Here is a 14596-nt window from a genome sequence, read left to right as displayed (position 1 = left end):
AACTATAGGTAGAGAAAGCACATATCAGCAAGGTAGAACGTAAAAAAAACTCTTGTTCTCAAGCCAGACAAATGTGTGAAAAACAACAAGATAAAAGATTTGGGGGGATATGAGGGAGTTATTACAGAAAGGAATAAGTTAGAGATAATGATACAGATCACAAAATAAAAAGCGGGGAGCATAAGCTCCCCGTATTATTTAATGACTAACAGTTTCCATGGAAACTATTTCTCTACTGAGTTTACACTCACGCGTAATGCAGAGTATCCAACAGTTGCTGATGGTTTTGCCCAGTCAGGTAAACCACGCTGTCGTTGGTATCCAATGTGTGGTTATCGTTGTTATCAATAATCACATAAGAACTGGCATTATCACCCGATCCACCGAAGACCACAGACGCGACGCCCACTTTCGCGGTCAACGCGTTGCTGCTGCCCAGGCCAAGGATACCGCCCAACAGGCCGATAACGCCGTTGGTCAGGCCGCCAACCAGAGTCCCCAGCAGTGCATCCAGAGTATCGGAAGCACGGGTGCCGTAATCCGCCACCGCAGTACCGCTGGTATCACCAGAAATGGTCAAAGCAGAAGCAGCGTCAACAATCTTGTCTTTGGCGCTATCAAAGTCGGTAATGGTGACACCGGCCTGCGTAGTACTGGACTTCAATTCATAGGTATTCACACCGTTGCCACCGGCCAAGGTGGTGTTACCCAGAACGTTGAAGCTATCCGTAGTCCCGGTACCCTCAACAGTCAGTTGATAACCATTCAGACCCAAGGCGGTCAGTACTGGTGCCAACAGCCCCGTGGTGACCGCACTCAGTGGCAGAATGTTCAGCAACTGAACGATGATACCGTCACCGGTACCGGCATGGTTCGAGTTCAGATCCAAACCACCAGTATTAGCAGATGCGTTAATATCACGCACGTTGCTAAAACCACTGCCCACAGTCAGATCCAGTAAGTGATCGCCTGTAACAGCAATGTTCTGTACCTGAGCATTTGTGCCAGTCAGTGACAAGATATTGTCAAAACTACCGGTACCGCCAGACGCAATGTTCAGCGTGCTCAGTGCAGTTGGCAACAACAGGCTGCTGCTGCTGTTCAGTGCCAGAGAGCCGGCATTCACATCGGTTGAGCTAACGGCATCGAAAGTGACGTTAAAGTGGTTAGTGGCATTCTGCAGGAAAGTAATTTCCACGCTGCTTGCCGCCGTCGCATTACCGGTCACTTCCAACTGCGCGGAGTTACCGCCTGCAGCATTAATCACCTTCACTGCTTCAGCCAAACCAGACAACACAAAACCTTGTGAGCCAATGTTGGAGGTGGCAGCCTGAACGACGTTGTTGGTCAAACCGGTAGTACTGGATTCAGAAACTGCATTACCGGTTAACAAGCCAAAGTCAAAGGTGTGGTTTGCCGCTGTGGAGCCAGTGTTAACCGTTGCTTTGCCGATGTAACCAGCCAGGTCAATTTTCTCAAAATTGGTGAACTGCGAAGCATTGCTGGTAATCGTCGCGGTGCGGACAATCGCGTTACCTGACATCACCACGTTTTTGGTAATGAAGTTGGCCGAAATGGTATCAATACCATCGCCGCCGTTGCCAGAAATGCCAGCGCCGACGGTGTTGGCACCGCCAACCGCCGCATTACCCAACCATTTCAGTGAGTCATTACCTGCCCCCAGATTAAAATCACCAGTAGCGGTAGCAACAGCTGCCGTAGTGGTGACCAGGACATCATCTGCACCCGAGCTGGCATTCAGAATAACGTTGCCGTTATTGACGGTAATATCGACACCCGGGTTAACACCGTTGTCAGACAGGTTAACCGTCGCCGCGCTGGTGCCGTTAATGGTCAGATTCGCCAGATGATCGGCGAACTTCAGGTTAACAACACTGGCTGCGTTAGCGGCAAGCTGAACATCAGTCAATACCGCAGTTTCGGCATTGCTAATCTGGTGTGAAGCTCCAGTATTAACGGTGCCGGTGGCATTGCCGCCAGCCGCAGTGGTAGTCAGTGATGCCGCTGTTTTGTACAGCAGACTGGTGCCAATATCAAATTCAAAGCCGTGTTGCTGGGTTACGGTAGTCGCATCGGTAGCCGTTGAAGTCCGCAGATCATTGATAATTGCCTGCGTAATAGCAGTTTTGTTTGAACCTAAAGCAGCATAAATAGCTAATTGTGCTGCCGAAGCAGCTGCACCATGTACGTTCGTATAAACATGCTGAATAAAATCATCGCCAGTAAGTTGTGCGCCTTTACGTTGAAACTCTTCAGACCCCAGAAGACGCGTAATCAACCCAGAATTGTCGATGATACCGGCAGCCAGCGGTTTGGTATATCCATCCAAACCCACCGCATCGATTCCACGGCTAGCAACAGCCAAATAAACGGTTGCAACTTGTTCTTGAAGGCTTAATTCTGGCAATTCCCCTGGAGCGTAAGCTTTGGTTCTTGCATCAAACATAGCTTGAGCCGCGGTATCGCCACTACCAACTGTGTCACGTAGCGAATTAATAATGTCAATGATCACTTGAGGGCGAGAAGCTCCACCTGTCAATTCTGACAAATAGCTATTAAGTTCAGCAGTAGTTGGGTCACGTAAAAAACCAGCCTTAAACACGCTAGAAACAAATACACTATCTGTTGCTTTGACTAAGGTTGGCCGATCGTTGTAGTACTTAGCAGCCACTTGTAAAAGTGTTTTAGTACCGTTATTCAACGCTTCACCGAAGCTAGTAATATTTGGCACAGTCGCTTTCAGGCCTAACACATAAGTCAGAGCCAACACGTCACTCGCGCCAGAACCGTTCGATGCTGTACCGTTACTTGGATAAAGAATAGTGTTAACAGTATTTATAAAAGTAGTCTGGTCACCTAGTTCTGCTGTATCGAAACCATTGTAATCCAGCAAGCCATTGATAATTGAAACCAAGTTTTGCGACAGGCTTAACCCATTCCCGAGATAACTATTGAGGATTGCCGTGCTAGGTCCTTCACCATGAACATTACTGTAAATAGTTGATAATATTTGAGAATCAGTTTGCCCCCCATAAAGTGTGATGCCAGAACTGCCACTTAATAAACTTTGGACATAATCAGTAAAGCTTACTTCCCCCCTTTCAATGCTTGCTGCGACCAAATCAAATACAGCAGGCGTCGTTTTTTGCCCCAAGACTGCATACAGTAAAGCCACAGATTTTTGATGAAGTTCTAGAGAAGCCATTATAATCCCCTACGGAAGTAAAGTTGCGTTACATAAAGGCAAAACTTGGCTACCAGCCAAGACCAAGATAAATAAAAACAACAACATAAAAAACTCAACTAAAAAATAAAAATCCCAACAAGATAAATCAGAACTTTTTCTAAGTTAAGTTCAAGTTTTCAAAGTTGTCAATGCAGGGGCAAACTAATTATTTATATGTAACCAGTTGTTTAATATATTCTTTTTAAAAATAGCAAAGATTCGAACTTAATGTTGATAACAACCGAAATTATTTCAATGGTATTAATTGGAAAAATTTAACAACCAACCGCCTTATCATTATAATTAGCATGGTTTTTAATGTACAACAAACAAGCATTATTCACGTGATTAATAAAGAAGATTTCTAACCGAACGGTGAACGCGCATTGCAGGATTAAAATAATGTCATAAGCTGAAGGTGCATTATTAAAGTTGCTTTCAGCGTAGAGTACTAGTTCGCTGAGCCGGTTCTTGGGCTAGGTTAGTAACCGCGTCCGCACGTTGTACAACAATATATATTGGCATCGCCATTGAGTTAGGCTGTTTCCAGCAGACTCAGGATAGACGCAATTAGCTACCCGTCATTCAAGCGCTCCGGTAACTCGAGTCAACCGAAAGGAATTTATCCTCTCAGTAGCTCACAGAGACGTATGTGACGATTTGATCCGGATATAACTTTAGTGCAGAGGGATAGATGAGGTTACTCTCTATAATTGATGTAATCAGGTTAAAGCAGAGAGAGTAGGGAAAACAGTGAACAGTGCCCCATCTAAGCACAACTGACTGTTATCGTGGAAAACCGTAGGGTAAGTGAAGCGGAACTCGCTGAATAAAGCTGAGAAAAGTGACTCTGAGAACTGCCATGGGAAAATGGGCGAAGACGAATAACTCTGGGTGCGGAGTGATAGCAGTTTATCAATGGATTAATGAAACCGTTGCTCGCCTGGAGATGAAGAGACTGTAATTAAAATTGTGTAATTGCCTGTTTTTGATATGTTCACTCCAACAACGGAGGCAGGCAAATTATGGACGAAAAGAAACTCAAAGCCCTTGCGGCTGAACTGGCTAAAGGCCTTAAAACCGAAGCCGATCTCAATGCGTTTTCTCGTATGCTCACGAAGCTTACCGTCGAAACAGCGCTCAATGCAGAGTTAACCGACCACCTCGGACACGAGAAAAATGCCCCTAAAACAGGCTCGAATACCCGTAACGGATACTCGTCAAAAACGTTGTTCTGCGATGATGGCGAGATTGAACTCAACACACCCCGTGACCGCGAAAACACCTTCTAGCCTCAACTGATAAAGAAAAACCAGACGTGTATTACTCAGATGGACAGACAGATTTTGTCCCTGTACGCCAAAGGGATGACGACCCGTGAAATCGTCGCAACATTTAAGGAAATGTACGATGCGGACGTGTCCCCTACGCTGATATCTAAAGTCACCGATACAGTTAAAGAACAGGTAACAGCGTGGCAAAATCGACCTTTGGATGCACTGTATCCCATTGTTTATCTTGACTGTATCATGGTGAAGGTTAGCCAGGGCGGCAGCGTGATTAACAAAGCCGTCTTCCTCGCGCTGGGCATTAATACCGAAGGCCAGAAAAAATTGTTGGACATATGGCTGGCAGAAAACGAAAGGGTAAAGTTCTGGCTTAGTGTGCTGACAGAACTTAAAAACCGAGGTCTTGAGGATATCCTGATTGCCTGCGTGGACGGCCTGAAAGGCTTCCCGGATGCGATAAACAGCGTTTATCCTCAGACACATATCCAGCTCTGCATCATCCATATGGTACGCAACAGCCTGAAATACGTGTCGTGGAAGGACTATAAAGCCGTCACCGGCGGGCTGAAAACGGTGTATCAGTCTCCGACAGAAGAAGCCGCGCTGATGGCACTGGACACGTTCGCGGGTACCTGGGACGATAAATACCCGTAGATCAGCAAAAGCTGGCGCACGCACTGAGAAAATCTAAACACCTTCTTCGGCTACCCGGCAAATATCCGCAAGGCGATCTACACCACGAATGCCATCGAGTCGCTGAACAGCGTGATCCGACAGGCGATAAAGAAACGAAAAGTGTTCCCGACAGATGATTCAGTGCGAAAAGTTATTTATCTGGCGATCAAGGACGCTTCGAAAAAATGGAGTATGCCGATCCAGAACTGGCGGCTGGCGATGAGCCGTTTTATTATCGAGTTCGGTGACCGACTGAGCGATCACCTTTAATTCGGTGGCAGTTACACAGAATTATTTACAGGGTCACTGTAATTAATAAACTATAGTCTTCTCGTTATTAAATACACTCCACTTGGATGCAATATAACTAGCCATTTCCTTTCTAAATCTTTCAGAAGAAAACTTTACCGCATGGTTCCTACAATCAATATATTTAATTTCATCTTTAATATACTCAAACTTCAAAACAGCTTCTTTCAATGAACTTACCGTCTGCTCTTCAAAGAAAACACCGGTAGGATTAGTTACGCCATATGGCCTAACTGTTTCAAGCGAACCACCTTTGCCGTATGCAATTACTGGAGTTCCGCAAGCTTGTGCCTCAACTGGCGTTATCCCAAAATCTTCCTCTGCTGCGAAAACGAACGCTTTAGCCTTTTCCATATACTTTTGTAAAATTTCGTTGCTTTGATATCCCAGAATCTCAATATTTTTCCCAGCTTTAGATTTGATCTTATCGATCTCACTTCCATCACCTATAACAACTAACTTTTTATCGGGCATTGCCGTGAACGCCTCAACAATCAAATCAACTCTCTTATAAGGAACAAGTCGGGAAGCAGTGACATAGTAGTCATCCTTGTCACTTTGGAAATTAAAGCGTTCAACATCAACGGGAGGATAAATCACATCAGCATGTCTACCATATACTTTTTTTACTCTACGCGCTATAAACTGCGAGTTAGCAACAAAGTGATCGACACCGTTTGCTGTTCGATAATCCCACATACGAATCTTATGCAAGATCCATTTAGCAAGCGTACCTTTTATACCTCGATTCAGACCCGACTCTCTAAGATATTGATGCTGAAGATCCCAAGCATAACGAATGGGCGAATGAATGTAACAGATATGTAACTGATCGGGACCAGTTAAAACACCTTTTGCAACAGCATGGCTACTAGAAAGAATAACATTGTGCTGTGACACATCAAGCTGTTCGATTGCTAATGGCATAAAAGGAAGATATTTTTGATAATTCCGTTTTGCTTTAGGTAGCCGTTGTATAAATGTTGTTTTTGCATGGTGACCGTTAAAGTTCTCTCGAATATCATCGGATAGAAAATCCACAACAGAATAAAGGTCTGCATCAGGATAAATACTGAAGAACTCTTTTATAACCTTCTCTGCACCTGCAAATGTGACTAACCAGTCAGCAACAATACCAATATCAATCTTATCTTGATACATCTCCCCTCCTTGAATCATTTAAATTAATTTATTAAAAACCATTAAGCTTTCACGTTTAATTTATTTATAAGAGTATTTAAACTTGAGGCTGAATCCCCCCAGGAAAATCTTTTAATATTATTATAACCTTTTGATATCAGCGTCTCTCTTACGACGGGATTGGCTGCAATATAAGTCATTGCATTTACAATGTCGCTATTTTTATGTGGATCAAAAAATAACGCACTATCAGCCAAAACCTCTGGCATTGATGCCGCATTTGACGATAAAACAGGGCAACCACAGGCTTGAGCTTCCAGAGGCGGGATCCCAAAACCTTCGTAGAATGAGGGAAAAACGAAAGCATATGCATTAGAATAAAGGTCAGAGAGTTCACTATCAGAAACTCTCCCAAGAAACTCAATATTACCACCGGCATTACCGCTATCTATTCTCAAGTCCATGGTATTAAAATTTTTACTTTTTCCACCAATAATTTTTAATTTAAATCCTTCGAGACCTGGAGCACTAGAAAATGCGTTAATTAATCCATGGAAATTCTTATGATAATTTGGCGATGATACAGCCAAAAAATACTTATCCTGCTCATTTTTATTTTCTGATTTTTTACTAAAAACATCACTGGCTGAATTATATATAACATTTATTTTATTTTGATCATAATGATATACATCGCTTATTTCTTTCATGGAGAACTCACTAACCGTTATGAGCGAACGACTGTGCCTGAGCATAATAGGGATTAGCAAGTTATATATAAATCTAAATTTTCGAGAGTAACTTTCAGGATATTTTTTATAGGTAACATCATGGTGTGTCACAACTTGATTATTATAAAAAACAGGTCCCGTATTACCTAAATTAATTAAAAGTTCATTTTTATTTTTTTTTAAAAAACGTGGCAACTCAATCTGCTCCCAATAATGGCCAGAGCGCTCACCTATTTTAACCACATCAAGTTTCGATGCTACATCGTCTCTTAATATTTTATGAGGAGCTAGAAAAACAACATCATCTCGTATTTTTTTTAACTCAAGGCTTATTTGCTCTGCGAACCTCTGCACACCTGTCAGCTCTTGTGTAAGAAAACGTGCGTTAACATAAATCATAAATTACCCCAGAAAAAATATAGATATAAGTAATAGTTACGCACTAATCTAATTTAATATGCCCCATCCCTTTTAAGAACGACTGCAACTGTCTTAAACAAGATAGCTATATCATTCCACAATGCCCAATTCTTAACATACCAAGCATCAAAATAAACACGGGTTCCATAATCTATGTCATTTCGACCACTTACTTGCCAAAGCCCCGTCATGCCTGGTTTAGCCATGAGGTAGTAATCAACGTCGCCAGCGTATCTTTCCAACTCGGCTTCAACCACGGGTCTTGGCCCAACCAAGCTCATTTCCCCTCTAAAAACATTCCACAGCTGCGGAAGTTCATCGAGGCTCGTTTTACGAATAAATGCCCCAATTTTAGTAATGCGCGGATCATTTTTCAGTTTGAAATCTTTTTCCCATTCAATGCGTGCCTCTGGATCATTTTCAAGAAGATTTTTCAAAACCTCTTGTGAATTCGTCACCATAGAGCGGAACTTCAAGCATTTAAATTTAACACCATTATGCCCAATCCTTTCATGCCCATAAATTGATTTCCCTCCGTCACGAGATACTTTATAGGCAAGAAATAATAATACCGGAGCCAAAATAAACATGATGACTGAAGATCCAACGATATCAAAACAGCGTTTAATAAACCTTGATGAGCGCTTTGCCAGGTTATTGTTAACACGCAAAATCATGACTTCATGACTAAAAATAAACGACATTTCAGTACCATATAACGGAACACCGCGAAGCGTTGGTATAACTGAAACAGAGCGACAATTATGCGTTGCCAATTTTTTCAACCAGGTATCTCTTAACGCATGCTGTTCAAATTCTAGCGCAACGATAAACTGAGTATTTTCCACATCGACAGTAGCCCAGAGTTCATCTTCATTACTGATCACCGGTACACCAAAATATGATGGCTCGCAAGGTTTATCCGTGCAATAAAATGCAGATACATCAAAACCAAGAACCTCTTCACTTTGTAGGGCAGCATAAGCCTCGAAAGCATTTTTTCCAGAACCGATAATGATCGTTTGCTTCTTCCAGCAGCCACACTTATCAAGCAATTTCTTAACTAAAGCACGACCAATCGGAACGAGGACAATGATTAAAGTCCATGATATAATCCATACTGTTCGAGAAAAATTCCATTTTGAAAATGCTACCAAAGCCAGATCTATTACGGCAAAAATAAGTAATGTTCTGATTATTTCCTTAAGCTCAAACCAGAAGGGTTTCCGATAAGTGTAGTGACGCAACCGGGTCCAAAACCATGCAACACTAACTAAGGACAAGAAAAATTGAGCCATTCCTCGCATGGCCATTTCATCTCGCGGAACAAACTCATCAATACCACCAAAAATCCTATAAATAATAAAGTAAGCCAAATAAACAGAAGCATTAAAGAAAAATATATCAGAGAATGCCAATGCGAACTTTGTGATAATACTATCAAAAGGTCTTTTTGTGTTATTCATATAAAATCCTGAACATAATATAAGTCAAAACAGTTAAACCCCCTACTGATCTGACTAGTGATATGCATATGACAACTACACATATAAATACGTAGTAATTCAATCAGAAAATAGGATGATTATTTTAAATTGCTACCGGCGTCCTGTTGAAAACGATAATAACATATAGCGACACTTCACAGCTTAGAAGGTAATTTCCTCCTATTTACCCCATGCAATCCTGTGGGTTGAAAATAATAGGATAGCCAGTATTTATTTATAAAGATTAACTATAAAATAAAATATATTTTCGACCTAGAAAATCGCAAATATCATGAGGGAAATCACATCACCCAGATCGCGCCCTTGGCTGTTCGAAAAAATAAGCGCCCTACTGGTTCAGATTTTTATGAAAATCATAAAATAGCTCACTATGAATGAAATTATAATTATTCTCCAAGCACTAGATTTTTTAATCAAGTGGGTTTCAGACATGAGTAAAAATTCCACATGGAAACCCTCAAGTTTAATTAGATATTTTCATCATTGAACCGTAGATATTTCACGTCATAGTCATTTGGTCACCTATTGCTCATAGATGAAAAACGACCTCTATTACTGATAACATAATAGTACGTGAGAATAACAAAGCTATCAATTGTAAAGAATGTTACCGTTGATGTGAAGCACACTAAAATAGCCGCATCATAACTGTCCAAGCCTAAAAAAACAAAAAAGAAAACAATTAGAATTAGCCCAACTATTCCTAAGTCTAGGACTACTCCAGCTAAACCAACATTTGGCTTTAACCCGAAACCATTTAAAAAATCTATAATAGGTTGGTAACTATTAAAACAAGAATAATCGGAGTTACATCCATAAATAAAATTGGGTATTTCCATATCCAACATAAGATAGGGAGCTGAAAGTCTATGAGCTATTGACACATACTCATAAAAATATGAAGGTGAACCAACATTTAAATATTGTGTAACCGCCACACACAACACAATAAATAATACTATGCTGAAAATAACTGGTACTTTCGCCATAAATTTTCTAATCGGATACAAAATGCAAAATATAACAAGAAAAAATGACGCCTTAGATAGGCTAAATAAGTAAGAAAGACCAAATATTAAATATTCAAATTTATTGAGTTTATGGTCCCTAATCCTAATCATAAATGATATAACTAAAAGAGAAACAAAAAAACCAGCTTCCCGAGAGAGTCCAGACATTCTCGGCAGAAAGAAAACTTCATATTGATTAGTAAATGTTTTAGTGGCGTACTGTCCCCAAATAAAGGTAGATATTGCTTTAGGACCAATCATTGCAGAATAATTTTGCCCAAACTGATAAACAATAAACTGAAGAATACACCATCCAGCAGAAATTAACATACAGGCATAAACTTTATCTAAAATTGCACGTTCCATTTTAACAAGATAAGAAACGCCCAGAATTAAAACAAATGACTTTACAGCAAGATCCATACGGCCGAATAAAACACAAAGAGATAGCCAAGCAAAAAGGCATATGCAAATACTTAGATTAACTCTCTTTAGCTTAGAGATAAACTGTATATCGAGGAAAACTAGTGGTATCCATAAATATAAAGTCATCTCATTGACATATGGATTGAATGGTGTCGCGATGAAAAAAAATGCAATAGCCCATCGCAAGATAGAAAGAATAACACCTGACCGTTCTCTCTCTTCGACAATTTCCAGAGTTTGATTCATATTAAAAGTGCCTTTTCCGATCTTGCCATGCTGAATATTACTGTTATATATGCCATTTTAATATTTTTTATAAAATAATTTAATGTCAATTAATATTCATACATGCTTTGTTTTTTCGTTAGTTAAATATCCTAATGGGAATAGGTTATTTTAAATAGTATACGCCTCGAAATATTTTATTGCTATTTTTTCCGGATTAAAAATCGCAATGGCCTCATTAGCAACCATCTTATACACTAACTTATCTAATACAATTGGAGTATTATCATCGATAATGTGAATGTTAGGTAATATTTTAGCTAACTCGGTAATACCGCCTACAGAGTTAGTAAGCACTATTTTTTTTGCCAATACACTTTCCACCACAACCCGCCCAAAAGGTTCGCGCCACTTTACGGGCAATACGACAACATCCACCGAAGAAAGGAAAGTATCCAAAGATACAAACCCAAGTAAATTAACTGAGCAATTTTCCGCAAGGGCCTTTAGTTCCTGGCTATCACTGCCACTATTAAATCGACCGGCTGCAAAGGCTTTTATATCAGAATTATTTTTTTTAAGCTCTCTCACATAATAACAAAAATCATCGAACCCTTTATCCTTAGTAAGGCGACCGATGAACCCAACTCGACAAGAAGGCGATTCTTTTTTTTCAAATTCGATGATATCAACCGAATTATAAATGTATTTTTTTTTCGCCCTCGAGAAAAATCCATTTTCAACATGAAAGTCTTTTATAAACTCGCTTATTCCAACATAAACATCAACATGTTTACTTTTTATCTTCTTAACAAATGACCAAAATTTGACTGCCGGTTTATCAACTGCCAGGTCTCCATTCTCTCCATACATTGTTGAGTTGGGATGGAAAAGGTAATAATCCCTGCTTGTATGGATCAATTTTATTCCCCTGCTTTTAATTTTTCCCCAAATTGCCACAGAGAAGCCAGAAATATTATTGGTATGCACTACGTCAGGTTTGAAATTATCCAGTTCATTAGCTACACTCCTCGCCATAAGAGGATTGTAATTATCGATAATGTGCCAAAATAGTTTCTTTATTTTGGAGTGTTGCTTACCATCGAATGGCCAATATAAATTTTTCAATGGAAGGTAAACAACCGTAACATTATTTATTATCGAAACTTTTCTTTGTTTCTCATAATGCAGAGCTAGTACAGTTACATTATTCCCTTTTTTTTCCAGCTCTTCCGCAAGCAATTGAACAGAGACTTCTGCCCCACCAACTTTGTATGGTGAATAAATGGTATTGACCAACATAATATTCATTTTATTTTCCACCACTTTCATAAGGAAAATCCCTATAAAAACAAGCCTATTACTACTTGATATAATAAATGCAAACTCATCAGCCAATCACTTACTGAATCGTAATTGGCTGATGAATTAAGAATGAAAATTATGCTTTTTCTGTAGAGCGATACTCATATTGATAGTAACCATAGCCACCATAATAACTACTCGCTCTTTTCTCTACCGCGTTAAGAATAATCCCTTTGATATCTACGCCATTTTGTTCAAATCGACGAATACTAACTTCAATTTCTTTCACAGTATTCGTACCAAAACGTGCAATCATCAAAGATGTTCCTGCATGATTGCCAATAATGGCTGCATCAGTAACCGCTAATATTGGAGGTGTATCTATCAGCACTAAATCGTAATTATTACTCGCCCAATCAATAAGCTCATTAAAACGAGAACTCATTAACAATTCCGATGGATTTGGCGGAATTTGGCCACGAGGAATGAAATCCATATCTGGCACAGACGTCTTTCTAACTGCCTTATCCAGCTGTGTTTGCATAGATAAGATATCCGATAAACCATTTTCCCAGCCAGTGCCCAGTAGTTTGTGAGAATACCCTTTACGCATATCCGCATCGATAATAAGCACTTTTTTATTCGACTGAGCAATAACTACAGCGAGGTTGGTACTGACAAAAGTTTTACCAATGTTAGGACTTGCGCCAGATATCATCAAAACATTGTTTTTGGCTTCAAGCATTGCAAAATGCAAACTTGTACGCAAACTACGTACCGCCTCTATCGCAAGATCTGTTGGGTTACTGGTCGCCAAAAGTGAAGTTGAATCTGTATTAGACTTCCTTTTTGTGCGGAGAATACTTTCCCTATCGATCTTCTGTTGCCACTCAGATAGTGGAATACTCGCATAAACATTGATCCCTTGTTGTTCTAACTCATCGGGGGTTTCAATGCCTTTATGCATCATGGTTTTCACCAGAACAATTGTCACCGAAATCATAGCTCCTAAAATAGTTGCTAGTAATATAACCAGTGCCTTTCTTGGTTTAACCGGTTTTGGTTGAGTTATTGCCGGGTCAATAATACGTACATTGCCAACAGTGCTGGCCTTGGTAATACTGAGCTCTTGCTGCTTATTCAGCAATTGCATATAAATTTCTTTGCCTGCATCAACATCCCGTGTCAGTCTAATAATTTCCTGTTGAGTTTTAGGCATTGTGCTGACACGTTTGTTCAGTTTATTTTTTTCTTGTTCAAGCGTTTTTCTCTTTTCTAAAAGAGCACGATATGCTGGATGTTCTTTTGTATAAAGTTTTGATATTTCCGCCTCACGAAAAGTTAACTCATTAAGCTGAGTTTCCGTAGCAACCATCGTATCAAGGACAGATTTTGCTTCCAAAGAAAGGTCTACAGAATCATTCTGTTGCCTGAATAGATTCAGTTTATTTTCGGCCTCATCCAATGAACCACGAACGCTCGGAAGCTGTTCCTTCAGGAACATTAAGCTTTTTGCTGCTTCTTCAGACTTTCGTTCCACATTCTGCAATAAATAGTTATTACTGATACTATCCAATGTTTTTCGCACTAACTTTGGATCTTCACCGGAATAGCTCAGATTTAATACCCCAGTATCTTTCCCCTTATCAACCACAGCTAAGTTTTTAAGCACTTGATTAATTGCACCAAGGAAAGGACTTTTAACCAATGTGAAATCTGTTCCAGGAATCCCTTTAAAATCACTCACTAACAGCGTAACGTCATTGTTTGACGCTAAAGTACCAACTTGGCCTTTTAAAATTTCTTTACCATCGTAACTTAAAGTGTAATTTTTTTCATCAAGTACAGTTAATAATAAAGGCTCGCCTTGCAAATAATCAGGTACGCTAAAACGCGATAATGCCAGCTCAGCCGGCGCATCGCCATTTAATCGAGCCCAACCTCTTCCGAATATTGGGAAATAATTTTGCTCAACCACACTATCTAAATTTAGGTCACTGACTGTTTTCCCAACCACCATACGCGATTGGATCAATTCTATTTCAGCAATCGACCCGTTATCCCCAGCCGATAACGACTCAGATAAGTTAGATAGAATGGAACTCCCCGCATTTTTCTCAACTTGAACCAATGCATCCGATTCATAAACTGGCGTTGAAAATAATGAATACACAATACCAATCACAGCAAATAGAGAGGTTATTCCTATCAGTAACCAGCGATGATCGACAAGTGAACCTAATAAATGACCGATATCTATATCATCATTTTTACTGCTAATTGCAGTAGTGTTTTTTCTATTTTCAATCAT

At 40.0% G+C, this 14596-nt stretch carries 7 protein-coding genes and 1 pseudogene; 1 reads left to right on the top strand and 7 read right to left on the bottom strand.

Annotation, left to right across the window (positions count from 1 at the left end):
- Window positions 1–247 precede the first annotated feature (247 nt).
- Window positions 248–3226, bottom strand: coding sequence for a beta strand repeat-containing protein (locus ACNT1W_RS10045; protein ID WP_419246729.1), 2979 nt, complete (start codon window positions 3224–3226; stop codon window positions 248–250).
- A gap of 1046 nt (window positions 3227–4272) precedes the next feature.
- Here ACNT1W_RS10045 and ACNT1W_RS10040 point away from each other — a divergent pair.
- A pseudogene (locus ACNT1W_RS10040) lies at window positions 4273–5481 on the top strand (IS256 family transposase).
- A 42-nt stretch (window positions 5482–5523) separates the two neighbouring features.
- Here ACNT1W_RS10040 and ACNT1W_RS10035 read toward each other — a convergent pair.
- The 6 genes from ACNT1W_RS10035 to wzc all read right to left on the bottom strand — a co-directional run bounded on the left by ACNT1W_RS10035 (window position 5524) and on the right by wzc (window position 14596).
- The gene (locus tag ACNT1W_RS10035; RefSeq protein WP_419246728.1) at window positions 5524–6681 is read right to left on the bottom strand and encodes a glycosyltransferase family 4 protein; all 1158 of its coding nucleotides are present in this window, start codon (window positions 6679–6681) and stop codon (window positions 5524–5526) included.
- 41 nt (window positions 6682–6722) lie between these two features.
- On the bottom strand, window positions 6723–7790 hold the full coding sequence (locus tag ACNT1W_RS10030) for a glycosyltransferase family 4 protein (protein ID WP_419246727.1): 1068 nt from the start codon (window positions 7788–7790) through the stop codon (window positions 6723–6725).
- A 53-nt stretch (window positions 7791–7843) separates the two neighbouring features.
- A complete protein-coding gene (gene wbaP / locus ACNT1W_RS10025) occupies window positions 7844–9277 on the bottom strand; it encodes an undecaprenyl-phosphate galactose phosphotransferase WbaP (protein ID WP_419246726.1) in 1434 nt (477 codons plus the stop codon).
- A gap of 560 nt (window positions 9278–9837) precedes the next feature.
- Window positions 9838–11001: a hypothetical protein gene (locus ACNT1W_RS10020; RefSeq protein WP_419246725.1), complete on the bottom strand. Its 1164-nt coding sequence runs from the start codon at window positions 10999–11001 to the stop codon at window positions 9838–9840.
- Between the two features lie 150 nt (window positions 11002–11151).
- Complete coding sequence (locus ACNT1W_RS10015) at window positions 11152–12312, bottom strand: glycosyltransferase family 4 protein (RefSeq protein WP_419246724.1); 1161 nt, start codon at window positions 12310–12312, stop codon at window positions 11152–11154.
- Between the two features lie 109 nt (window positions 12313–12421).
- Window positions 12422–14596 (bottom strand): tyrosine-protein kinase Wzc, encoded by a 2175-nt coding sequence (wzc, locus tag ACNT1W_RS10010; RefSeq protein WP_419246723.1) that lies wholly within the window; start codon window positions 14594–14596, stop codon window positions 12422–12424.

The organism is Serratia sp. NFX21 (assembly GCF_048517035.1).
Taxonomy (GTDB): Bacteria; Pseudomonadota; Gammaproteobacteria; order Enterobacterales; family Enterobacteriaceae; genus Serratia; species Serratia quinivorans.
The sequence above is the reverse complement of the archived record's forward strand: the minus strand, read 5'-3'. Positions and strand labels throughout refer to the sequence as shown.

What these genes read in the sequence shown, in the direction of transcription:
- ACNT1W_RS10045 (WP_419246729.1), bottom strand. Translation starts at nt 3,226, where the DNA reads ATGGCTTCTCTAGAACTTCATCAAAAATCTGTGGCTTTACTGTATGCA.
- ACNT1W_RS10035 (WP_419246728.1), bottom strand. Translation starts at nt 6,681, where the DNA reads ATGTATCAAGATAAGATTGATATTGGTATTGTTGCTGACTGGTTAGTC.
- ACNT1W_RS10030 (WP_419246727.1), bottom strand. Translation starts at nt 7,790, where the DNA reads ATGATTTATGTTAACGCACGTTTTCTTACACAAGAGCTGACAGGTGTG.
- wbaP (WP_419246726.1), bottom strand. Translation starts at nt 9,277, where the DNA reads ATGAATAACACAAAAAGACCTTTTGATAGTATTATCACAAAGTTCGCA.
- ACNT1W_RS10020 (WP_419246725.1), bottom strand. Translation starts at nt 11,001, where the DNA reads ATGAATCAAACTCTGGAAATTGTCGAAGAGAGAGAACGGTCAGGTGTT.
- ACNT1W_RS10015 (WP_419246724.1), bottom strand. Translation starts at nt 12,312, where the DNA reads ATGAAAGTGGTGGAAAATAAAATGAATATTATGTTGGTCAATACCATT.
- wzc (WP_419246723.1), bottom strand. Translation starts at nt 14,596, where the DNA reads ATGATTGAAAATAGAAAAAACACTACTGCAATTAGCAGTAAAAATGAT.